This window comes from Pseudomonas sp. zfem005, assembly GCF_032621735.1.
GTDB classification, from domain to species: Bacteria; Pseudomonadota; Gammaproteobacteria; order Pseudomonadales; family Pseudomonadaceae; genus Metapseudomonas; species Metapseudomonas solani.
In genome coordinates this window covers 150,356-172,781 of the sequence record NZ_JAVYJE010000005.1, presented here as the reverse complement: position 1 = coordinate 172,781, position 22,426 = coordinate 150,356, and the positions used below count along the sequence as shown (strand labels likewise).

The window sequence follows — 22,426 nt, the reverse complement described above, 5'->3', positions numbered from 1 at the left end:
CGGGCGCTGGAAAGTTGCCGAATATACCCGCCGCATCGGCGCGCTGACCACAGTCGCACTCATGCCGACTCCCCCTTCGGACGCAGGCCGTCGACGCGGTTGCGCGGGCGATCGGCCTCCACCGCCGCCAATGGCTCGCAGGCCACCATGCTCGCCATGCAGCGCCGCGCCAGCGCCTGGTACTCCTGGGTGCCGCGCTGCTTCCAGGCCACCTCCTCGTCGCTGAGGCGACGCTTCACCTGCGCCGGCGCGCCCATGACCAGGGACTGCTCCGGGCACTCGAAGCGCGCCTTGACGAAGGCAGCGGCGGAAACGAACGAACGGGCGCCGATCTGCGCGCCATCCATCACCACGGCATTCATTCCCACCAGGGCGTCCTCGCCGATGCGGCAACCGTGCAGCACCGCGCCATGGCCGATATGGCCGTTGCGCTCCACCACCGTGTCGCTTTCCGGGAAGCCGTGCATCACGCAGGTGTCCTGGATGTTGGCGCCCTCCTCCAGGACGATCCGCCCGAAGTCGCCACGCAGGCTGGCCAGCGGGCCCACATAACAGTTGGGGCCGATGATCACGTCGCCGATCAGCACCGCCGAAGGGTGCACGTAGGCGCTCGGGTCCACCACCGGAACCAGGCCGTCGAGGCTGTAGCAGGTCATGGCGCGACACCCCGCGCGACGGGCTGTAGAGGGAACAGGCGGCTCATGGTCGGTCCTCGCAGGGCGATGCCGCAACGGAAAGCGATGCGACGGATGACGCAACTTGTATCACATCATTTTTATCGGATAAAGCAGGCAATCGCGTATCGGTTGGTGCGAGGCCCACGCCCGCCTCGCGAAACCCGCATAAATACTGGATAAACTTCCCAGGAAAAGGCAGCAGGCCAGCACCCGGATACCCATCGAAGCATGGAAAGCCACTCCATTAGAGACACATAAATACGATTCAATACTTATTGTTTTGTATCGCTTCATGCGTATACTCCGGAAAAACGCCAGCCCGCCCAACGGACGAACGCCTGGCAATCCAACAACAAAGCCCGGCCCAGATGCCGTGCGTGCACCCTGAGGGCCCGTTCCATGCCCGAGACTCTTGCCGTCCTGCCCCCTGACCGGGGCGTGCGCCTGATCACCCTGCAGCGCCCGGAGGCGCTCAACGCCCTGAACACCCGGCTGCTGGGCGAACTGGCCCAGGAACTGGACGATGCGGAACACGACCCGCAGACCCGCGTGGTGGTGATCACCGGCAGCCGCAAGGCCTTCGCCGCCGGCGCCGACATCAACGAGATGGCCGAGCGCGACCTGGCGGGCATCCTCGACGACCCGCGCCAGGCCCACTGGCAGCGCATCACCCGTTTCCCCAAACCCCTGATCGCCGCGGTCAACGGCTTCGCCCTCGGCGGCGGCTGCGAACTGGCCATGCACGCCGACATCCTCATCGCCGGCGAGGACGCCCGCTTCGGCCAGCCGGAAATCAACCTCGGCATCATGCCCGGCGCCGGTGGCACCCAGCGTCTGCTGCGCGCCGTGGGCAAGTCCCTGGCCATGCAGATGGTGCTCAGCGGCGAGGCCATCGACGCCCGCCACGCCCTGCGCGCCGGCCTGGTCAGCGAAGTGACTCAGCCGGAGTTCACCGTCGAGCGCGCCCTGGCCATCGCCCGCGTCATCGCCGGCAAGGCGCCCCTGGCGCTGCGCCTGGCCAAGGAGGCGTTGCTCAAGGCGCAGGACACCGACCTCGCCAGCGGCCTGCGCTTCGAGCGCCACGCCTTCACCCTGCTGGCCGGCACCGCCGACCGCGAAGAAGGCCTCGCCGCCTTCCGCGAGAAACGCACCCCCGAATTCACCGGCCGCTGACCCGGCCGCCCACAACTCGACTCCATAGAGCGCACGCCATGAATTTCGAGCACATCCTGTTTTCCATCGAGGCCGGGGTCGCCACCCTCAGCCTCAACCGTCCCGAACAGCTGAACAGCTTCAACGCCGCCATGCACGGCGAAGTCCGCGAGGCCCTCAAGCGCGTGCGCCAGGACCCGGAGGTGCGCGTGCTGCTGCTCACCGGCGAGGGCCGCGGCTTCTGCGCCGGGCAGGACCTGGCCGACCGCAACGTCGCACCGGGCGCCGAAATGCCCGACCTGGGGCTGTCCATCGAGCGCTTCTACAACCCGCTGATCCGCGCCCTGCGCGACCTGCCGCTGCCGGTGATCTGCGCGGTCAACGGCGTGGCCGCCGGTGCCGGCGCCAACATCCCGCTGGCCTGCGACCTGGTGTTGGCGGCGCGCTCCGCGAGCTTCATCCAGGCCTTCTGCAAGATCGGCCTGGTGCCCGACTCCGGCGGCACCTGGAGCCTGCCGCGCCTGGTCGGCATGGCCCGCGCCAAGGCCCTAGCCCTGCTGGGCGACCGACTGACCGCCGAACAGGCCGAGCAATGGGGGCTGATCCACCGCGTGGTGGACGACGCCGCGCTGCGCGACGAGGCCCTGAAGCTGGCGCGCCACCTGGCCACCCAGCCCACCTACGGCCTGGCCCTGATCAAGCGCGCCCTCAACGCCAGCCTGGACAACGGCTTCGACCAGCAGCTGGAACTGGAGCGCGACCTGCAGCGCCTCGCCGGCCGCAGCGAGGACTACCGCGAAGGCGTTGGCGCCTTCATGGAGAAACGCACCCCGAGCTTCAAAGGACGCTGAGCCCATGCACGCCCTGAACAGAGAAACCCCGGTGGCCGTGATCGGCGCTGGCGCCATGGGCGCCGGCATCGCCCAGGTCGCCGCCCAGGCCGGGCACCCGGTGCGCCTGTACGACACCCGCCCCGGTGCTGCGGCCCAGGCCATCGCCGGCATCGACCGGCAGCTCGCCCGCCTGGTGGAGAAAGGCAAGCTGGAGGCCGCCGCCCAGGCCGCCACCCTCGCCCGCCTGCGCCCGGCCGATGCGCTGGAAGAACTGGCCGACGCCGGCCTGGTGATCGAGGCGATCGTCGAGAAGCTGGAGATCAAGCGCGAGCTGCTGCAGCGCCTGGAAGCCCTGTGCGCCCCCGATTGCATCCTCGCCAGCAACACCTCCTCGCTGTCCATCACCAGCCTCGCCGCCGGCCTGCAGCACCCGGGCCGTGTACTCGGCATGCACTTCTTCAACCCCGCGCCGCTGATGGCGCTGGTGGAAGTCGTCTCCGGCCTCGCCAGCGACCCGACCCTGGCCGCCCGCCTGTTCGCAACCGCCCACGCCTGGGGCAAGCAGCCGGTGCACGCCCGCTCCACCCCCGGCTTCATCGTCAACCGCGTGGCGCGCCCCTTCTATGCCGAAAGCCTGCGCCTGCTGCAGGAAGGTGCAGCCGACTGCGCCACCCTCGACGCCTTGCTGCGCGAGGCCGGCGGCTTCCGCATGGGTGCCTTCGAGCTCACCGACCTGATCGGCCATGACGTCAACTACGCCGTCACCTGCTCGGTGTTCGACGCCTACTACGGCGACTTCCGCTTCCAGCCCTCGCTGATCCAGAAGGAGCTGGTGGAAGCCGGCCGCCTCGGGCGCAAGAGCGGCCGGGGCTTCTACGACTACGCCGAAGGTGCCGAGCGCCCGCAGGCGGCAACGCTCGCCAGCACCGCCACCGTGGACGCCTGCGCCATCGAAGGCGACCTCGGTGTCGCAGCCCCGCTGGTACAGCGCCTGGAAAACGCCGGCGTGCGGGTCACCCGCCGTGACGGCGCCGGGCTGCTGCGGGTCGGCGACGCCACCCTGGCGCTGAGCGACGGCCGCCTGGCCGCCCAGCGCGCCCGCGAGGACGGCCTCGACAACCTGGTGCTGCTGGACCTGGCCCTCGACTACGGCCGCGCCGAACGCCTCGGCGTCAGCTGGGCGGCGGGCACCACCCAGGCCGCCATCGACGCGGCGGTCGCCCTGCTCGCCCGCGCCGGCATCGCCGCCAGCCCGCTGGCCGACGTCCCCGGCCTCGCCGTGCTGCGCACCGTGGCCATGCTCGCCAACGAAGGCGCCGACGCCCTGCTCCACGGGGTCGCCAGCGCCGCCGACATCGACCTGGCCATGTGCGCCGGGGTCAATTACCCGCGCGGCCCGCTGGCCTGGGCCGACGCCATCGGCCTGCCCCAGGTGCTGGGCACCCTGGACAACCTGCAGGCCGCCTATGGCGAGCCGCGCTACCGCCCCTCGCTGGCCCTGCGCCGCCGGGTGGCCGAAGGGAGGACGCTGCATGACCAACCGTGAAGCCCTGTCGCTGGCCGAAGCCTGCGCCAGCACCCTGTACGAACGCGACGCCGCCAGCCAGGCCATGGGCATGCGCCTGCTCTCGGTGGCGCCCGGCGCCGCACGGGTCGGCATGAGCGTGCGCGCCGACATGCTGCAGGGCGTCGGCACCTGCCATGGCGGGCACCTGTTCGCCCTGGCCGACTCGGCCTTCGCCTTCGCCTGCAACACCTACAACGAAGTCACCGTGGCCATCGGCTGCAGCATCGACTACGTGGCCCCGGCGCACCTGGGGGACACCCTCACCGCCCAGGCCACCGAACAGAGCCGCAGCGGCCGCACCGGCAACTACGACGTACGCATCGAGAACCAGAACGGGCAGCTGATCGCCCTGTTCCACGGCAAGTCCTACAAGGTGCGCGGCGCCCTGCTCGACGAGGAATCCCTGCATGAATGACGCCCTGATCATCGACGCCGTGCGCACGCCCATCGGGCGCTACGCCGGCGCCCTGTCCTCCGTTCGCGCCGACGACCTTGGCGCGGTGCCGATCCGCGCCCTGATGCAGCGTCACCCCGAGCTGGACTGGGGCGCCATCGACGACGTGATCTACGGCTGCGCCAACCAGGCCGGCGAAGACAACCGCAACGTCGCACGCATGGCCGCCCTGCTCGCCGGTCTGCCGGTCACCGTGCCCGGCACCACCCTCAACCGCCTGTGCGGCTCGGGGCTGGACGCCATCGGCAGCGCCGCCCGCGCCCTGCGCTGCGGCGAGGCCGGGCTGATGCTGGCCGGCGGCGTGGAATCCATGTCCCGCGCGCCCTTCGTGATGGGCAAATCCGAGCAGGCCTTCGGCCGCAGCGCGGAGCTGTTCGACACCACCATCGGCTGGCGCTTCGTCAACGGTCTGATGAAGCGCCAGTACGGCATCGACTCCATGCCCGAGACGGCGGAGAACGTCGCCGAGCAGTTCGGCATCAGCCGCGCCGACCAGGACGCCTTCGCCCTGCGCAGCCAGCTCAAGGCCGTCGCCGCCCAGGCCAATGGCCGCCTGGCGAAGGAAATCGTTCCGGTGGAGATTGCCCAGCGCAAGGGGCCGTCGAAGTGGGTCGAGCAGGACGAACACCCGCGCAGCGACACCACCCTGGAACAGCTGGCGCGCCTCGGCACGCCGTTCCGCGAGGGCGGCAGCGTCACCGCCGGCAACGCCTCCGGGGTCAACGACGGCGCCTGCGCCCTGCTGCTGGCCAGCACCGATGCCGCCCGCCGCTTCGGCCTGAAACCCCGCGCCCGCGTGGTCGCCATGGCCTGCTCCGGCGTCGAGCCGCGCATCATGGGCATCGGCCCGGTGCCGGCCACGCGCAAGGTGCTGGCGCTCGCCGGCCTGTCGCTCGCCGACATGGACGTGATCGAACTCAACGAAGCCTTCGCCGCCCAGGGCCTGGCCGTGCTCCGCGAACTGGAGCTGGCCGACGACGACCCGCGGGTCAACCCCAATGGCGGCGCCATCGCCCTGGGCCACCCGCTGGGCATGAGTGGCGCGCGCCTGGTCACCACCGCACTGCACGAGCTGGAAGCCCGCGCCGGCCGCTACGCCCTCTGCACCCTGTGCATCGGCGTCGGCCAGGGCATCGCCCTGATCATCGAAAAACTGTAACCGCCACACCGGACCGGGAAGGCCGGGAGTATCCTGCCTTCCTGCACTCAGGCGCCCAGCGCCACGCACAAGAACAATACGAGTGATGAAATGAACATGATCGCCAATGCCGCCTTGCTCGACCCGATGGAAACCGCCAGCGTCGACCAGCTCCGCCAGCACCAGTTGGAGCGCCTGCGCTGGAGCCTCGACCACGCCTACCGCAACGTGCCGCTGTACCGTCAGCGCTTCGACGAACTGGGCGTGCACCCCGAAGACCTGAAAAGCCACGACGACCTCGCCCGTTTCCCCTTCACCGGCAAGTCCGACCTGCGCGACAACTACCCCTACGGCATGTTCGCCGTGCCCCAGGAAGAGGTGGTGCGCATCCACGCCTCCAGCGGCACCACCGGCAAGCCCACCGTGGTCGGCTACACCCAGAACGACATCGACACCTGGGCCAACGTGGTGGCGCGCTCGATCCGCGCCGCCGGTGGCCGCAAGGGCGACAAGGTGCACGTCTCCTACGGCTACGGCCTGTTCACCGGCGGCCTCGGCGCGCACTACGGCGCCGAGCGCCTGGGCTGCACCGTGATCCCCATGTCCGGTGGCCAGACCGAGAAGCAGGTCCAGCTGATCCGCGACTTCCAGCCGGACATCATCATGGTCACCCCCTCCTACATGCTGAACCTGGCCGACGAGATCGAGCGCCAGGGCCTGGACCCGCACAAGCTGGCCCTGCGCCTGGGCATCTTCGGCGCCGAACCCTGGACCGCCGAGCTGCGCCGCGCCATCGAGGAGCGCCTGGGCATCACCGCCCTGGACATCTACGGCCTCTCGGAAATCATGGGCCCGGGCGTGGCCATGGAATGCGCCGAAACCAAGGACGGCCCGACCATCTGGGAAGACCACTTCTACCCCGAGATCATCGACCCGGTGACCGGCCAAGTGCTGCCGGACGGGCAGATGGGCGAGCTGGTGTTCACCTCCCTGTCCAAGGAGGCGCTGCCGATGATCCGCTACCGCACCCGCGACCTCACCCGCCTGCTGCCGGGCACCGCGCGGCCCATGCGGCGCATCGACAAGATCACCGGGCGCAGCGACGACATGCTGATCATCCGGGGCGTCAACGTCTTCCCCACGCAGATCGAGGAGCAGGTGCTCAAGGTCCGCCAGTTGGCCGAAACCTACGAGATCCACCTCTCGCGCAACGGCAACCTCGACAGCATGGAAGTCCACGTCGAACCCCGCCACGGCCTGGAGCCCCTGGACGAAACCCAGGAACTGGCGCTGTGCAGCGAGCTGGGCCGCCACATCAAGACCTACATCGGCATCAGCTCGCGCATCGTGCTGCGCCCGGCGTACTCCCTGAAGCGCTCCGAGGGCAAGGCCTGCCACGTCTACGACAACCGCGCCAAGGCGTGAGCCGCACCACCGCATGGGTTTCGCACAGCTCTACCCATCCTACGGAGCCACTCCGCAGGATGGGTCACAGCGCCCGTGCGGCTTCCGCACGAACGCTCACCCGCCCACGCAACTCCCTACAACCGCCTGTCGGCTCCGGCTCCATCCCTGTCTCAATCGCCAATCCTGAATCGACTACCGGATGAGACCGGCACGTGGACCGCCACGCGCCACCGACCAGGAGATCGCTCATGAGCTATGTAGATGGATTCGTCGTTCCCGTGCCCACAGCCGAGCGCGAGGCCTATATCGCCATCGCCCGCATCGCCGCCCAGGTGTTCAAGGACCATGGCGCCCTCAGCGTCGTCGAGTGCTGGGGCGATGACGTGCCAGAGGGCAAGGTGACCTCCTTCCCCATGGCGGTGAAACGCAAGGATGACGAGACGGTGGTGTTCTCGTGGATCACCTGGCCCTCCCGCCAGGCCCGCGACGAGGGCATGAAGAAATCCATGGAGGACCCGCGCCTGCACCCCGACCCCGAGAAGATGCCCTTCGACGGGCAGCGCATGATCTTCGGCGGCTTCGAAGTGATAGTCGACGCCTGATGCCGGGTAGCCCGGGCTTCAGCCCGGGGCTTTCTTCGCGAATGAATTCGCTCCCACAAGGAATCGATGCGCAGCATCCATTGGACGAAGAAGTCGGAGCATCTAGAACGGTGGGCTGAAGCCCACCCTACGCCTGTAGCCCACCCGATCAGGGCTACGGCGCCGGGGATTGCAGCGCCACCAGCACGCCGTCGGTCCATCGCAGGCGCGAGGCGAGGCGGCCGGAGTCCTCGCGGGTGGGGGCGGCCAGTTCAGTGGCGCCTTCTGCCAGGGCCTGGGCGTGCAGTTCTGCGACGCGCGGGGTGACCAGCAGCACCTCGATGGCTTCGAGACCCGCGCCCATCAGCCCTTCGCCTTCGTGGTCATTTCGAGCATCCCCTGAATGATGGGTTCGAGTGGAATGCGAGGGCGCTCAGCCCCGCACAAGCCCGCGCAGCGAGCTCACCAGCCAGGCGACGGCCATCAGCTCCAGCGCCACCAGCACGCCCACCAGCTCACCGAGCTCGGCCGAGAACAGCGGCAGGCACAGCCCGCCATCGGCGCAGGCGAGGAACGGACGCAGCGCAGCCACCAGCGCCACCACACCCACCCCGCAGGCCAGCAACGCCAGCGCCAGGTGCCCGAACGCCTCCGACGAAGGCGCCGAGAACGACCACGGCCTCGGCCCACGCCAAGCCACCAACGCCGCGCCGGAACCCGGATGGAAACAGAAGGATGAACACACGCGCCTGAACATGAAGGCCTCCAATGCCGATGGCAGGCCCGCAGTATGCAAAGGCGCACCGCGCCGGTCTTTTAAGCTTTGGAGGGCAATTGTTAAAAAGAGTAAAGGGAACGGAACAACGTAGTCATTTCTGTAATTTTGAATCTCTTTCCCCTTAGCTGGAAGCTTGAAGCTTGAAGCTGGAAGAAAAAGCCAGCAAGCGCCCCAACCCAACCGCAGCCCATCGCCCTGGCTCTGGCTCTGGCTCTGGCTCTGGCTCTCAGCTTCCAGCTTCCAGCTTCCAGCTTCCAGCTTCCAGCTCCTAGCTTGCCACTTGAAGCTTGCCACTTGCCGCCCCTCCATTACGACACCTATTTTTTAATTTGATATTTATTTTTGTATCATTTAAAACTAGCGCCATGGCCAAGCCACACCACGAACCCGCATGGCTGGAGAACGGCATGTACGCACAATTGGTTGAGACCGGCGTGAAGCGCGTGAAGGCGCTGGAGGAGATGTCCCCGGAAGAGCGCGCCTTCCAGGAAAAGATCGATGCGGAAATCAAGATCGAGCCGAAGAACTGGATGCCGGACGCCTACCGGCAGACGCTGATCCGGCAGATTTCCCAGCATGCGCATTCCGAGATCGTCGGCATGCTGCCGGAGGGCAACTGGGTGACCCGCGCGCCCACCCTCAAGCGCAAGCTGCAGCTGATGGCGAAGATCCAGGACGAGGCCGGCCACGGCCTCTACCTCTACAGCGCCATGGAGACCCTGGGCGCCTGCCGTGACGAGGAAGTGGCCAAGCTGCACAGCGGCCGCGCCAAGTACTCGAGCATCTTCAACTATCCGACCCTGAGCTGGGCCGACATGGGTGCGGTAGGCTGGCTGGTGGATGGCGCCGCCATCGTCAACCAGGTGGTGCTGCAGCGCACCTCCTACGGCCCCTACTCCCGCGCCATGATCCGCATCTGCAAGGAAGAGTCCTTCCACCAGCGCCAGGGCTACGAAATCCTCCTGCACATGATGCGCAACGGCACCCAGGCGCAGAAGGACATGGTCCAGGACGCCATCAACCGCCTCTGGTGGCCCTCGCTGATGATGTTCGGCCCCAGCGACGAACACTCCCCCAACAGCGCCCAGTCCATGGCCTGGAAGATCAAGCGCCAGGGCAACGACGAGCTGCGCCAGCGCTTCATCGACCAGACCGTGCCGCAACTGGAGCTGCTCGGCTGCACCGCGCCGGACCCGCACCTGAAGTGGAACGAGGCGCGCGGCCACTACGACTTCGGCGACATCCAGTGGGACGAGTTCTACGAAGTGCTCAAGGGCAACGGCCCCTGCAACCACGAGCGCATCGCCACCCGCCGCAAGGCCATCGAAGACGGCGCCTGGGTCCGCGAAGCCGCGGTGGCCCATGCCCGTAAACAACAGAAGCACGACGCCGCCTGACCAACAAGAAGCGGCCTGACACGAGCAGGCCCACGCGAGGAGATAAAACCATGTCTGAATGGACCCTTTTCGAGGTCTTCGTGCGCAGCAAGCACGGCCTCAACCACAAGCATGTCGGCAGCGTGCACGCCGCCGACGCCGCCATGGCCATCGAGAACGCCCGCGAGCTGTACACCCGCCGCAACGAGGGTGTGAGCCTCTGGGTGGTGCCCTCCGCGCTGATCACCGCCTCCTCCCCCGACGAGAAGGAGCCGCTGTTCGACCCGGCCGAGGACAAGGTCTACCGCCACGCCAGCTTCTACGAGCTGCCGGCCGAAGTCGGCCACATGTGAGGCGCCTGCCATGACTGCCAAGCACGACCTGATCGAATACCTGCTGCGCCTCGGCGACAGCGCCCTGGTGCAGGGCCAGCGCCTTTGCGAGTGGTGCGGCAAGGCCCCGGCCCTGGAAGAGGAGCTGGCGTTGATGAACGTCGGCCTCGACCTGGTGGGCCAGGCCCGCAACTGGCTGGAATACGCCGCCGAGCTGCTGGACGACGGCCGCGACGCCGACCACCTGGCCTACCGCCGCGACGAGCGCGCCTACCGCAACCTGCTGCTGGTGGAGCAACCCAACGGCGACTACGCGGTGACCATCACCAAGCAGTTTCTCTATGACGCCTGGCACTTCCAGGTACTCCACGGCCTCAGCAGCTCCAGCGATGAACGCGTCGCCGGCATCGCCGCCAAGGCCCTCAAGGAAGTCACCTACCACCTGCGCCGCTCCACCGAGTGGGTGCAGCGCCTGGGCGACGGCACCGAGGAAAGCCACCGGCGCATGCTGGCGGCCATCCGCGACACCTGGCGCTTCACCGTCGAACTGGTGAACGGCGACGAGGTGGAGCAACGCCTGGCCGCCGCTGGCATCGCTCCGGCGCCGGACGACGTCGCCGCTGCCTGGAAGGCCAAGGTCGCCGACACCTTCGCCAGCGCCACCCTGCCGCTGCCGGAGCCGGCCAGCTACTTCTACCTTTCCGGCCGCCGTGGCCTGCACACCGAGCACCTCGGCCTGCTGCTGGCCGAGATGCAGTTCCTGCAAAGGGCCCATCCCGATGCGTCCTGGTGAGCTGATCGCCAGCGACCGTGGCGCCCGTCCCGGTGCGCCCGCCGACCTGGCCCGCGCCTGGTCGGTGCTCGGCGAGGTGATGGACCCGGAAGTGCCGGTGGTCAGCGTGGTCGACCTCGGCATCGTCCGCGCCCTCGACTGGCAGGGCGGCCACCTGCACGTGGTGGTCACCCCCACCTACTCGGGTTGCCCGGCCACCGAGGTGATCGAGCGCGACATCGAACGGGCGCTGGAAGGCGCCGGTTTCGCCGCGCCGAACCTGGAACGCCGCCTGGCGCCTGCCTGGACCACCGACTGGATCAGCGACGAGGGCCGCGAACGCCTGCGCGCCTACGGTATCGCCCCGCCCAGCGGCAGCACCAGCAAGCGCGCCCTGCTGGGGGACGCCCCGGAAATCCGCTGCCCGCAGTGCGGCAGCGTGCATACCGAACAGTTGAGCGAATTCGGCTCCACGGCCTGCAAGGCCTTGCACCGTTGCAAGGACTGCCTGGAGCCCTTCGATTACTTCAAGTGCATCTAGGAGGACGAAGACAAACTACTGCGCTCGGCCATGCGTCGTTGGAAACAGCCTCGGAATGCTCATTTACAGACGTAAACTCCGCTTCCTCGCCTGCTTCCGCCTAGCCTGACCTTCGCTCGTGACGTTTGTATTCGTCCTCCGTGTGGCTCAGCCACGGGAGAGAACATGAGCAAGTTCCACAGCCTGACCATCAAGGACGTGCGCCCGGAAACCCGCGACGCCGTATCCATCGCCTTCGACATTCCCGCCGCGCTGCGCGAGAGCTTCCGCTTCACCCAGGGCCAGCACCTGGTGGTGCGCACCCAACTGGACGGCGAGGAAGTGCGCCGCTCCTATTCCATCTGCACCGGCGTCAACGACGGCGAGCTGCGCGTCGCGGTCAAGCGCGTGGCGGGCGGGCGCTTCTCCAGCTGGGCCAACGAGCAGCTCAAGGCCGGCCACAGCCTGGAGGTGATGCCACCGTCCGGCCACTTCAACGTGCCGCTGGACCCGGCGCGCCGCGGCCACTACCTCGCGGTCGCCGCCGGCAGCGGCATCACGCCGATCCTCTCCATCGTCAAGACCACCCTGGAAACCGAGCCCCACAGCCGCGTCACCCTGCTCTACGGCAACCGTTCCAGTGCCTCCGCGCTGTTCCGCGAGCAGCTGGAGGACCTGAAGAACCGCTACCTGCAGCGCCTCAACCTGATCTTCCTGTTCAGCCGCGAGCAGCAGGACGTGGACCTCTACAACGGCCGCATCGACGCCGACAAGTGTGGCCAGCTGTTCCAGCGCTGGATCGACGTGCGCGCCCTGGACGCCGCGTTCATCTGCGGCCCGCAGGCGATGACCGAGACCGTGCGCGACCAGCTCCGCGCCAACGGCATGCCGGCCGAGCGCATCCACTTCGAGCTGTTCGCCGCCGCCGGCAGCGAGCACAGGCGCGAAGCCCGCGAGGCCGCCCAAGAGGCAGGCAGCGCGCAAAGCCAGGTGACGGTGATCAGCGACGGTCGCGAAGTGAGCTTCGCGCTGGCGCGCAACAGCCAGAGCCTGCTCGACGCCGGCAACGCCCAGGGCCTGGAACTCCCCTACTCCTGCAAGGCCGGCGTCTGCTCCACCTGCAAGTGCCGGGTGGTCGAGGGCGAGGTGGAGATGGACAGCAACTTCGCCCTGGAGGACTACGAGGTGGCCGCCGGCTACGTGCTGTCGTGCCAGTCCTATCCCGTCAGCGAGAACGTGACCCTGGACTTCGACCAGCTCTGATCCCAACCCCGAACCGTAGGGTGGGCCGGGCGGCGCTCCGTTTCAGCCCACCAGCACGCTACGCGCCCCAATCGGTGGGCTGAAGCCCACCCTACGAGAGCAGACCCACCCGCTTCACCTGCGTGCCGCACCGTCTCGACAACCACAACAAGAGAGAGCAGCCATGACCCCGCAAGACCTCGATCGCATCCGGCAGCACCCGGATTTCATCCAGCTGGTCAAGCGCAAGCAGCGCCTGACCTGGTCCCTCACCGCCGCCATGCTGGCGATCTACTACGGCTTCGTGCTGCTGGTGGCCTTCGCCCCGGAGCTGCTCGGTCGTTCCCTCAGCGGCGGGGTCACCAGCGTCGGCATGCTGGTGGGCGTGGTCATCATCCTGCTGGCCTTCGGCCTCACCGGCATCTACGTGGCGCGCACCAACCGCGTGCTCGACCCGCTGAACGACAAGCTCAAGCAGGAGTGCGCGCCATGAAGCCCCTCCTCGCCCTCTGTGCATCCGCCGCCCTGCTGGCCTCGGGCACTGCCCTGGCAGCCGATGCCGGCGCGCGGCCGTTGAACTGGAACGCCATCTACATGTTCCTGGCGTTCGTCCTCTTCACCCTCGGCATCACCCGCTGGGCGGCCCTGCGCACCCGCTCCACCGCCGACTTCTACACCGCCGGGGGCGGCCTCAGCGGCTTCCAGAACGGCCTGGCGATCGCGGGCGACATGATCAGCGCGGCGTCCTTCCTCGGCATCTCCGCGATGATGTTCATGAACGGCTACGACGGCCTGCTCTACGCCCTGGGCGTGCTCGCCGGCTGGCCGATCATCCTCTTCCTGATCGCCGAGCGCCTGCGCAACCTGGGCCGCTTCACCTTCGCCGACGTGGTCTCCTACCGCCTCGACCAGAGCCCGATCCGCATCACCGCCGCCTTCGGCACCCTCACCGTGGCCCTGCTCTACCTGGTGGCGCAGATGGTCGGCGCCGGCAAGCTGATCGAGCTGCTGTTCGGCCTCAGCTACCTGCAGGCCGTGCTGCTGGTGGGCGTGCTGATGGTCTGCTACGTCACCTTCGGCGGCATGCTCGCCACCACCTGGGTGCAGATCATCAAGGCGGTGCTGCTGCTCTCGGGCACCAGCTTCATGGCCTTCATGGTGCTCCGGCACTTCGGCTTCAGCACCGAGGCGATGTTCGCCGCCGCCACCTCGGTGCATGCCAAGGGCACCGCGATCATGGCGCCGGGCGGGCTGCTGTCGAACCCCGTCGACGCCATTTCCCTGGGGCTCGGCATGATGTTCGGCACCGCCGGCCTGCCGCACATCCTCATGCGTTTCTTCACCGTCAGCGACGCCAAGGAAGCGCGCAAATCGGTGTTCTACGCCACCGGCTTCATCGGCTACTTCTACCTGCTGCTGATCGTGGTCGGCTTCGGTTCCATCGTCATGGTCGGCACCAACCCCGAATTCCGCGACGCCGCCGGCGCCATCATCGGCGGCGGCAACATGGTCGCCGTGCACCTGTCCCACGCCGTGGGCGGCAGCCTGTTCCTCGGCTTCATCTCCGCCGTGGCCTTCGCCACCATCCTCGCGGTGGTCGCCGGCCTGGCGCTGTCCGGCGCCTCGGCGGTGTCCCACGACCTCTACGCCTGCGTGGTGCGCAAGGGACAGGCCAGCGAGCGCGAGGAGATGCGCGTATCGCGTATCGCCACCCTGTGCATCGGCGTGCTGGCGGTGATCCTCGGCATCCTCTTCGAGTCGCAGAACATCGCCTTCCTCTCCGGCCTGGTGCTGGCCATCGCCGCCTCGGTCAACTTCCCGGTGCTGTTCCTCTCCATGTTCTGGAAGGGCCTGACCACCCGGGGCGCCGTGGCCGGCAGCCTGGCCGGCCTGGCGTCGGCCATCGCCCTGCTGGTGGCCAGCCCGGCGGTGTGGGTCAACGTGCTGCACCACGAGCAGGCGCTGTTCCCCTACGCCAACCCGGCGCTGTTCTCCATGACCCTGGCCTTCTCCAGCGCCTGGCTGTTCTCGGTCACCGACCGTTCCGAGCGCGCCACCCGGGAACGCGGCCGCTACCTGGCCCAGTTCATCCGCTCCATGACCGGCATCGGCGCAGCCGCCGCCAGCCGCCACTGACTCCTCGGCCGCCCCCAGCTCCCGAGCGGGGGCGGCCCCACCCCTCGGACACCGCCTCAAGGAGAACCACCATGAGCAACGTCACCACCCTGCAGAGCCTTATCGCCGGCCGCTGGATCGGCCAGCACGGCGCCCAGACCCTGCGCAGCGCCATCGACGGCAGCGCGCTGTTCCGCACCCATGAAGAGCACCTGGATTTCGCCGAAGCCGTCGAGTTCGGCCGCCGCCGCGGCATCCCCGCACTGATGGCGCTGGACTTCCAGCAGCGCGCCGCGCGGCTCAAGGCCCTGGGCCTCTACCTCAACGAGCGCAAGGAGCAGCTCTACGCCCTGTCGCGCCACAGCGGCGCCACCCGCGCCGACAGCTGGATCGACATCGAGGGCGGCAGCGGCACCCTGTTCGCCTATGCCGGCGTCGGCGCCCGCGAACTGCCTTCCGGCAACGTGGTGCATGAAGGCCCGGCCATGCAGCTGGGCAAGCAGGGCCTGTTCGCCGGTAGCCATATCCTGGTGCCGCGCGGCGGCGTCGCCGTGCACATCAACGCCTTCAACTTTCCCATCTGGGGGATGCTGGAGAAGTTCGCGCCGAGCTTCCTCGCCGGCATGCCCTGCATCGTCAAGCCGGCCACCGCCACCAGTTACCTCACCGAGGCCGCCGTGCGCCTGATGCACGAGTCCGGACTGCTCCCCGAGGGCAGCCTGCAGCTGGTGATCGGCGGCACGGGCGATCTGCTCGACCGCCTCCAGGGCCAGGACGTGGTGACCTTCACCGGCTCCGCCGACACCGCCGCCAAGCTGCGGGTGAACGCCAACCTGGTGCGCAATTCCATCCCCTTCAACGCCGAGGCGGACTCGCTGAACTGCGCCATCCTCGCCCCGGAAATCACCCCGGACGACCCGGAGTTCGACCTCTTCGTCAAGGAAGTCGCCCGGGAGATGACGGTGAAGGCCGGGCAGAAGTGCACCGCCATCCGCCGCGCCATCGTGCCGGCGAAACACATCGACGCCGTGGCCGAGTGCCTGCGCGAACGCCTGGCCAAGGTGGTGATCGGCGACCCGGCCGTGGAAGGCGTGAAGATGGGCGCCCTGGCCTCCCATGCCCAGCAGGCCGACGTCGCCGCGCGGGTGGAAACCCTGCTGGCCGGCAGCGAGCTGCTGTTCGGTGCCCGCGACGGCTTCGCCCCGCAAGGTGAAGGCGTGGCCGAAGGGGCCTTCTTCGCCCCCACCCTGCTGCGCGCCCGCGACCCGCACGCCGAAGGCGGCGCCCACGACATCGAGGCCTTCGGCCCGGTGAGCACGCTGATGGCCTATGACGACATCGACGAAGCCATCGCCCTCGCCGCCCGTGGCAAGGGCAGCCTGGTGGCCAGCCTGGTGACCCGCGCCCCCGCCGTCGCCGCTTACGTGGTGCCGCGCGCCGCCGCCCTGCACGGCCGCCTGCACATTCTCGACCGCGAATCCGCCGCCGAATCCACCGGCCACGGCTCGCCGCTGCCGGTGCTCAAGCACGGCGGCCCCGGCCGCGCCGGCGGTGGCGAGGAGCTGGGCGGCCTGCGCGCCGTGAAGCACTACCTGCAACGCGCCGCCGTGCAGGGCTCGCCCACCATGCTCGCCGCCGTCACCGGCGAATACGTGCGCGGCGCCAAGGTGATCGAAACCGAGGTGCACCCGTTCCGCCGCTGGTTCGACGAGCTGCAGATCGGCGAATCCCTGCTCACCCACCGCCGCACCGTCACCGAAGCCGACATCGTCAACTTCGGCTGCCTCTCGGGCGACCACTTCTACATGCACTTCGACGAGCTGGCGGCCAAGGAATCCCAGTTCGGCAAGCGCATCGCCCACGGCTACTTCGTGCTCTCCGCCGCCGCCGGCCTGTTCGTCTCCCCGGCCCCCGGCCCGGTGCTGGCCAACTACGGCCTCGACACCCTGCGCTTCGTCAACCCGGTGGGCATCGGCGACACCATCCAGGCGCGCCTGACCTGCAAGCGCAAGATCGACCAGGGCAAGAAGAGCGCCAAGGGCGAACCCCAGGGCGTGGTGGCCTGGGACGTGGAAGTCACCAACCAGAACGGCGAGCTGGTGGCCAGCTACGACATCCTCACCCTGGTGCTCAAGCGCCCTGCCTGAGCCAGGTATCGCGCAGCACCTCCCCGCAACTCCAGGTAGCCCGGGCTTCAGCCCGGGTTCACCCCTCTGCCCTACACCCGAACGATTCCCACGCAATCTGGCATGCACAGCCAAACGGTTGGCAAGCAGGCACAAGGCTGGCGCGAGGGCGATCCGTACCATCGCCCCATGGGCCGATCCGCGTAGAGCCCCCACGCCAACACCAACAACAACGGGAATCCCACGCATGCAAACTCTCACCCGCGTCACGCCGCTGTTCCGGCTGTCCACCCTCGCTTTATTGGTGGCCTGCGCCTCCCAGGCCGGGGCCTACGAGCTCTACGCCGACGAAGACACCCACCTCAATGCCGACCTGGAAGCCGTGTTCGGCGTCTTCCACAGCCAGGAGAACTACGCCACCACCGGCACCAAGTCGAAGGGCTCCTCCAGCTGGCGCGAGGGCTACATCAAGTACGGCATCAGCGGCGACCAGGGCCTGGGCGGCGCGGGTACCGGCTACGGCGCATTCAACCTGCTCAGCTCCGCCACCTGGGGAGATGGCGACGCAGCGGGCTTCACCGACGGTGACGAGCGCACCACCAAGATCGAAGACGCCTACCTGGGCTGGCGCTCCGGCAGCCTGTTCGAGGCCCTGGGCGAGGACGGCATCGACTTCTCCTTCGGCCGCCAGAACATCTCGGTGGGCGACGGCTTCCTGATCAACGGCGACGCCCTGAACCTGGGCAACGGCCTGGCCGACGGCGAGTTCGACCGGGGCGGCGCCTACTGGCTGGCCGCGCGCAAGGCCTTCGACCAGACCGCCGTGCTGCGCATCGGCGGCAAGGACGGCTGGCGCGGCGATCTGATGTGGCTGAAGTCCGACAACCGTTCCCAGGCCAAGCCCGAGCTGTTCGTCGGCACCCTGGAACACGTGGCCGAGCAAGGCACCGTCGGCCTGACCTGGATCGACATCCGCGACGTCGACGAGGAATACGCCTCCCCCATCCAGCTCGACCGCGACGGCATGAAGACCTACAGCCTGCGCGCCCAGGGCAATGCCGGCGTGGAGAACCTGTTCCTCTCCGGTGAATACGCCTGGCAGGACAAGAAGACCGCCGACAACGAGGACGCCTGGTACCTGGAAGCCGGCTGGACCTTCGCCGATGCGCCCTGGAGCCCCAGCGTCAGCTACCGCTACAGCCGCTTCTCCGAGGCCTTCGACCCGCTGTTCTTCGGCTTCAACCGGGGCTACGGCACCTGGTTCCAGGGCGAGGTGGCGGCCAACTACGCCGGCCCCTTCAACAGCAACACCCGCGTCCACCACGTGGCGCTCAAGGCCACTCCGCTGGAGAACCTGAGCATCGGCGCGCTGTACTTCGACTTCGACACCCTCGACCGCGACCTGGGCAACTTCGACGGCCGCGAGCTGGACCTCTACGCCGAGTGGGCGGTCAACGACAACCTGGTGATCATGCCGGTGGTGGGTGTGTACGAGCCCAGCCGCAGCGCCGACAACGGCGGCACCCAGATCGGCAGCAACGACCGCAACCTCTACACCCAGCTGGTGTTCGCCAGCCACTTCTGAGCCTCCGGCGGCGGGCCTCCCGCCGCCCTTCCCCCGAGCACGCCATGCGTACACCTTCCCTGAGCATCCAGAGCCGGATCACCCTGCTCGCCAGCGCCTGCCTGATCCTGGTAGTGGCGTTGCTGGTGGGGCTTTCGCTGTACCAGACCCGGCTTAGCACCGAACGCGTCAAGGCCTCCAGCGGCCGCATGCTGGCCAGCGCCGCCGAAGCCCACATGCAGGCCCAGGCCCGCGTCCAGGCCCTGCAACTCCAGCGCACCTTCCTGCAGACCTACGAGTACGGCCAGGGCCTGTCGCGCTTTCTCCTCTACCTGCGGGCGCGGGGCGCCAGCGGTGAACTGCCGGCCGCCGAATTGCGCCAGCGCGTCGCCGAGCAGATGCGCACCAGCCTCCTCGCCAAGCCCGACCTGCTCGGGCTTTTCGTCATCTTCGAGCGCGACGCGCTGGACGGCGCCGACAGTCAGTTCGTCGGCCAGGACCAGGCCTTCGGCAACGACGCCGGGCGCTTCTCCCTGTACTGGGTGCAGGGCAAGCCGGGCGAGCTGCAACCGGTGGTGGGCCCGGAGCAGATCCTCACCGACACCTCCCCCGGCCCCAGCGGCAGCCCCTACAACGCCTTCTACACCTGCCCCCGCGACAGCCGCCGCGCGTGCGTGCTGGAGCCCTACTTCGACGAGGCCTCGGGCACCCGCCGGCTGGTCACCAGCATCGCCTTCCCGCTGATCGAGGACGGCAAACTGATCGCCGTGGTCGGCCTCGACATCAGCCTCGATGCCCTGCAGCAGAGCAGCCTGGACAGCAGCCGCGAGCTGTTCGACGGCGCCGGCCGGGTCAGCATCATCAGCCAGGGCGGCGTGGTCGCCGGGCACAGCGCCGATGCCGCGCAACTGGGCAAGCGCCTCGACCAGGTGCTGCCCAACGGTGCCGAGCCGCTGCTCGCCACCCTGCGCCAGGGGCAGCCCATCACCCAGGCGGACGCCGAGCGCATCCGCGTACTGGAGCCGCTGCCGCCGATCACCGGCGCCGCGCCCTGGGGCGTGCTGGTGGACGTGCCGCAGCAGGTTCTGCTGGCCCCGGCCGAAGCCCTGCAGAAGGAACTCGATGCCGAGCGCCTGGCCAGCTCCGCGCTGGAGTTCAGCCTCGGCAGCGGCGCCGCCCTGCTCGGCGTGCTGCTGATCTGGTTCGCCGCCTTCCGCATCACCCGCCCGCTGCAGAGCCTGACGCGCATGCTGGAAGACATCGCCGAGGGCGAAGGCGACCTCACCCGGCGCCTGGCCGTGCACTCCCGTGATGAACTGGGCAAGCTCGCCACCGCCTTCAACCGCTTCGTCGAACGCATCCACGCCTCCCTGGGCGAGGTGGCCTCGGCCACCGGGCAGGTCAACGAAGTGGCCCGCCAGGTGCTGCACAGCTCCAACGCCTCGCTGCGCAACTCCGACGAACAGGCCCAGCGCACCAGCAGCGTGGCAGCGGCCATCAACCAGTTGGGCGCGGCCGCCCAGGAGATCGCCCGCAACGCCGCCGACGCCTCGCAGCAGGCCTCCGACGCCCGGCTGCAGAGCGAGGACGGCCGCCAGGTGGTGGGCAAGACCTTGGAGGCGATGAACGCGCTCTCGACCCGTATCCAGGCCTCCTGCGGCAACATCGAAAGCCTCAGCGGCAAGACGGTGGACATCGGCCAGATCCTCGACGTGATCAAGGGCATCTCCGAGCAGACCAACCTGCTGGCGCTCAACGCCGCCATCGAGGCCGCCCGTGCCGGCGAGGCGGGCCGTGGCTTCGCCGTGGTCGCCGACGAGGTGCGCAGCCTCGCCCACCGCACCCAGGTGTCGGCGCAGGAAATCCAGCGCATGATCGAAGAGCTGCAAGCCGGCGCCCGCGAGGCGGTGGGCACCATGACCGAGAGCCAGCGCTACAGCCAGCAGAGCGTGGAGATCGCCCAGCGCGCCGGCGACAGCCTCTCCGGCGTCACCCGGCGCATCGGCGAGATCGACGGCATGAACCAGTCCGTGGCCACCGCCACCGAGGAACAGACCGCCGTGGTCGAAGCCCTGAACATGGACATCACCGAGATCAACACCCTCAACCAGCAAGGCGTGGAAAACCTCCAGAGCACCCTGCGCGCCTGCTCCGACCTGGAGCAACAGGCCGAACGCCTGCGGCAACTGGTGGGCAGCTTCCGCCTCTGAGCCATCGGGTTGCACCCGACCTGGTGGAGGTAAGAAACGACCTCCACCCCGCACCCGGCACCACCCCGTAGGGCGGGTGAAACCCGCGTGTTCGGCAACCACGCCGTCGGGTTGCACCCGACCTACAGGCTTTTCGTGGGAGCGAATTCATTCGCGATGCGGCGTACCCCGGTGAAGCCAGTGCATCGGTTTCACACCGTCCTGCACAACCCCGCAAGGCGGGTGAAACCCGCGTGACCGGCACTACACTTTCCCCTGCCCGCTGTGCCTGTACGCAAGCCCCTGGCACGGCGGCACAATGGCTGGCACAGGCAGACAACGGGTTGGCAGACAGAGCAATTTCCCTGGCGCAGCCACGAGGCAGACTGGGACTGCAGAAATCTGCCAACGCACCGCGATCCGCCAGACCAATAATTCAGGGAGCCCCCCTAATGCGAATAAACAGGATCCTCGTCCACTCAGCGCTGAGCCTCGGCTTGTCGCTGGCGGGGCTGAACGCCCATGCGGACCTTCCCGCCGACACCATCGGCCAGGTGACCTTGCCCTTCCCGCCGGAGCCGCACCGCGCCTACATCGTCGACGTCGAGTTCGAGAACTTCGTCGCCGGACGCGTGACGGTGGTGGACCCGGAGAAGAAGAAGATGCTCGGCATGGTCAGCACAGGCTTCGCCGCGCCCTCGACCCTGAGCCGTGACGGCAAGCGCCTGTACACCGCCGACCTGTTCTATTCGCGCGGCACCCGTGGCACCCGCACCGATGTGCTGACCGCCTGGGACACCTCCACCCTGTCGCCGTCCTGGGAAGTGCTGATCCCCACCAAGCGCGCCGAGATGCTCACCCAGCGCTACTCCCTGGGCACCAGCAGCGACGACCGCTTCGTCTACGTCTACAACTTCACCCCGTCCACCTCGGTCACCGTGGTCGACACCCAGGCCAAGGCGGTGACCGCCGAGATCGCCATCCCCGGTTGCGTGCTCAACTACCCGGTGGGCAAGCGCGCCTTCGCCTCGCTGTGCGGCGACGGCAAGCTGCAGGTGATCAAGCTCGACGACAACGGCAAGGAAGTGGCACGCACCCAGACCGCCTTCTTCGACCCCAACGCCGAGAAGCTGGTGGAGCGCGGCATCGCCCTGGGCGACACCTACTACTTCACCACCACCACCGGCACCGTGCGCGGCGTGGACGTTTCCGGCGACAAGCCGAAATTCCTCGAGCCCTGGTCGCTGACCACCGAGGCCGAGCGCAAGGCCGGCTGGGCACCGGGTGGCTGGCAGCTGCTGGCCGTGGCACCCAAGCTCAACCGCCTGTACGTGCTGATGCACGACGCCCACGAGCCGATGAAATGGGAAGACCCGAGCCCCTTCGTCTGGGTCTACGACCTGAAGACCGGCAAGAAGGTCGCCACCCTGGAAGCGCCCAACCCGATCTGGAGCCTGGCCGCCACCAACGACGACAAGCCGTTGCTGTTGGGCACCAACATCACCGGCGGCCTGGAAATCTTCGACCTGGCCAGCGGCAAGCACACCGGCACCATGGAAAAGATCGCCAAGACGCCGATCCAGATCCTCAGCCACTAGGAGGT

At 68.3% G+C, this 22,426-nt stretch carries 21 protein-coding genes and 1 pseudogene; 19 read left to right on the top strand and 3 right to left on the bottom strand.

What is annotated here, in order from left to right; genetic code table 11:
- Positions 1-59 precede the first annotated feature (59 nt).
- Positions 60-656: a phenylacetic acid degradation protein PaaY gene (gene paaY / locus RTW82_RS13040; RefSeq protein ID WP_043247186.1), complete on the bottom strand. Its 597-nt coding sequence runs from the start codon at positions 654-656 to the stop codon at positions 60-62.
- Positions 657-1,076: 420 nt separating this feature from the next.
- Here paaY and paaF point away from each other — a divergent pair, with 420 nt between their 5' ends.
- The 7 genes from paaF to RTW82_RS13005 all read left to right on the top strand — a co-directional run bounded on the left by paaF (position 1,077) and on the right by RTW82_RS13005 (position 7,830).
- Positions 1,077-1,850, top strand: coding sequence for a 2,3-dehydroadipyl-CoA hydratase PaaF (paaF, locus tag RTW82_RS13035; protein WP_316925333.1), 774 nt, complete (start codon positions 1,077-1,079; stop codon positions 1,848-1,850).
- 38 nt (positions 1,851-1,888) lie between these two features.
- On the top strand, positions 1,889-2,680 hold the full coding sequence (gene paaG, locus RTW82_RS13030) for a 2-(1,2-epoxy-1,2-dihydrophenyl)acetyl-CoA isomerase PaaG (protein WP_316925332.1): 792 nt from the start codon (positions 1,889-1,891) through the stop codon (positions 2,678-2,680).
- 4 nt (positions 2,681-2,684) lie between these two features.
- Complete coding sequence (gene paaH / locus RTW82_RS13025; RefSeq protein ID WP_316925331.1) at positions 2,685-4,208, top strand: 3-hydroxyacyl-CoA dehydrogenase PaaH; 1,524 nt, start codon at positions 2,685-2,687, stop codon at positions 4,206-4,208.
- Complete coding sequence (gene paaI / locus RTW82_RS13020; protein WP_316925330.1) at positions 4,195-4,644, top strand: hydroxyphenylacetyl-CoA thioesterase PaaI; 450 nt, start codon at positions 4,195-4,197, stop codon at positions 4,642-4,644. The genes paaH and paaI overlap by 14 nt, the downstream gene beginning before the upstream one ends.
- Positions 4,637-5,842, top strand: coding sequence for a 3-oxoadipyl-CoA thiolase (gene pcaF, locus RTW82_RS13015; RefSeq protein WP_316925329.1), 1,206 nt, complete (start codon positions 4,637-4,639; stop codon positions 5,840-5,842). Before paaI ends, pcaF begins: the two co-directional genes overlap by 8 nt.
- Before the next feature lie 90 nt (positions 5,843-5,932).
- Positions 5,933-7,246, top strand: coding sequence for a phenylacetate--CoA ligase PaaK (gene paaK / locus RTW82_RS13010; RefSeq protein ID WP_184489018.1), 1,314 nt, complete (start codon positions 5,933-5,935; stop codon positions 7,244-7,246).
- Positions 7,247-7,476: 230 nt separating this feature from the next.
- Positions 7,477-7,830 carry a DUF1428 domain-containing protein gene (locus RTW82_RS13005; RefSeq protein ID WP_316925328.1) on the top strand — a complete coding sequence of 118 codons (354 nt, stop codon included), beginning with the start codon at positions 7,477-7,479 and terminating at the stop codon, positions 7,828-7,830.
- Between the two features lie 154 nt (positions 7,831-7,984).
- On the opposite strand, the gene RTW82_RS13000 is transcribed toward RTW82_RS13005, so the two are convergent.
- Together RTW82_RS13000 and RTW82_RS12995 are read right to left on the bottom strand one after the other, a co-directional pair.
- Complete coding sequence (locus RTW82_RS13000) at positions 7,985-8,173, bottom strand: hypothetical protein (RefSeq protein ID WP_316925327.1); 189 nt, start codon at positions 8,171-8,173, stop codon at positions 7,985-7,987.
- Positions 8,174-8,242: 69 nt separating this feature from the next.
- Positions 8,243-8,881 (bottom strand): hypothetical protein, encoded by a 639-nt coding sequence (locus RTW82_RS12995; RefSeq protein WP_316925326.1) that lies wholly within the window; start codon positions 8,879-8,881, stop codon positions 8,243-8,245.
- Between the two features lie 113 nt (positions 8,882-8,994).
- On the opposite strand from RTW82_RS12995, the gene paaA reads away from it, so the two are divergent.
- The 12 genes and pseudogenes from paaA to RTW82_RS12940 all read left to right on the top strand — a co-directional run bounded on the left by paaA (position 8,995) and on the right by RTW82_RS12940 (position 22,421).
- Positions 8,995-9,984, top strand: a complete 990-nt coding sequence (gene paaA, locus RTW82_RS12990; RefSeq protein WP_316925325.1) for a 1,2-phenylacetyl-CoA epoxidase subunit PaaA — start codon at positions 8,995-8,997, stop codon at positions 9,982-9,984.
- Positions 9,985-10,034: 50 nt separating this feature from the next.
- On the top strand, positions 10,035-10,316 hold the full coding sequence (gene paaB / locus RTW82_RS12985; protein WP_111262632.1) for a 1,2-phenylacetyl-CoA epoxidase subunit PaaB: 282 nt from the start codon (positions 10,035-10,037) through the stop codon (positions 10,314-10,316).
- Positions 10,317-10,326: 10 nt separating this feature from the next.
- Positions 10,327-11,088, top strand: a complete 762-nt coding sequence (gene paaC, locus RTW82_RS12980) for a 1,2-phenylacetyl-CoA epoxidase subunit PaaC (protein WP_316925324.1) — start codon at positions 10,327-10,329, stop codon at positions 11,086-11,088.
- Complete coding sequence (gene paaD, locus RTW82_RS12975) at positions 11,075-11,608, top strand: 1,2-phenylacetyl-CoA epoxidase subunit PaaD (protein ID WP_316925323.1); 534 nt, start codon at positions 11,075-11,077, stop codon at positions 11,606-11,608. The genes paaC and paaD overlap by 14 nt, the downstream gene beginning before the upstream one ends.
- Positions 11,609-11,773: 165 nt before the next feature.
- On the top strand, positions 11,774-12,850 hold the full coding sequence (gene paaE, locus RTW82_RS12970; RefSeq protein WP_316925322.1) for a 1,2-phenylacetyl-CoA epoxidase subunit PaaE: 1,077 nt from the start codon (positions 11,774-11,776) through the stop codon (positions 12,848-12,850).
- Between the two features lie 163 nt (positions 12,851-13,013).
- Positions 13,014-13,322: a DUF485 domain-containing protein gene (locus tag RTW82_RS12965; RefSeq protein WP_316925321.1), complete on the top strand. Its 309-nt coding sequence runs from the start codon at positions 13,014-13,016 to the stop codon at positions 13,320-13,322.
- On the top strand, positions 13,319-14,965 hold the full coding sequence (locus tag RTW82_RS12960; RefSeq protein ID WP_316925320.1) for a cation acetate symporter: 1,647 nt from the start codon (positions 13,319-13,321) through the stop codon (positions 14,963-14,965). Before RTW82_RS12965 ends, RTW82_RS12960 begins: the two co-directional genes overlap by 4 nt.
- A 71-nt stretch (positions 14,966-15,036) precedes the next feature.
- Entirely contained in the window at positions 15,037-17,091 is a 2,055-nt protein-coding gene (paaZ, locus tag RTW82_RS12955) for a phenylacetic acid degradation bifunctional protein PaaZ (RefSeq protein WP_316925319.1), read from the top strand.
- 226 nt (positions 17,092-17,317) lie between these two features.
- Entirely contained in the window at positions 17,318-18,655 is a 1,338-nt protein-coding gene (locus RTW82_RS12950; protein WP_316925318.1) for a hypothetical protein, read from the top strand.
- Positions 18,656-18,699: 44 nt separating this feature from the next.
- Positions 18,700-19,989, top strand: a pseudogene (locus RTW82_RS32165) (HAMP domain-containing protein); the annotation flags it as partial.
- Positions 19,990-20,013: 24 nt separating this feature from the next.
- Positions 20,014-20,844 (top strand): methyl-accepting chemotaxis protein, encoded by an 831-nt coding sequence (locus RTW82_RS32160; RefSeq protein WP_410478799.1) that lies wholly within the window; start codon positions 20,014-20,016, stop codon positions 20,842-20,844.
- Positions 20,845-21,275: 431 nt separating this feature from the next.
- Positions 21,276-22,421: an amine dehydrogenase large subunit gene (locus RTW82_RS12940; protein ID WP_316925316.1), complete on the top strand. Its 1,146-nt coding sequence runs from the start codon at positions 21,276-21,278 to the stop codon at positions 22,419-22,421.
- Positions 22,422-22,426: the final 5 nt, after the last annotated feature.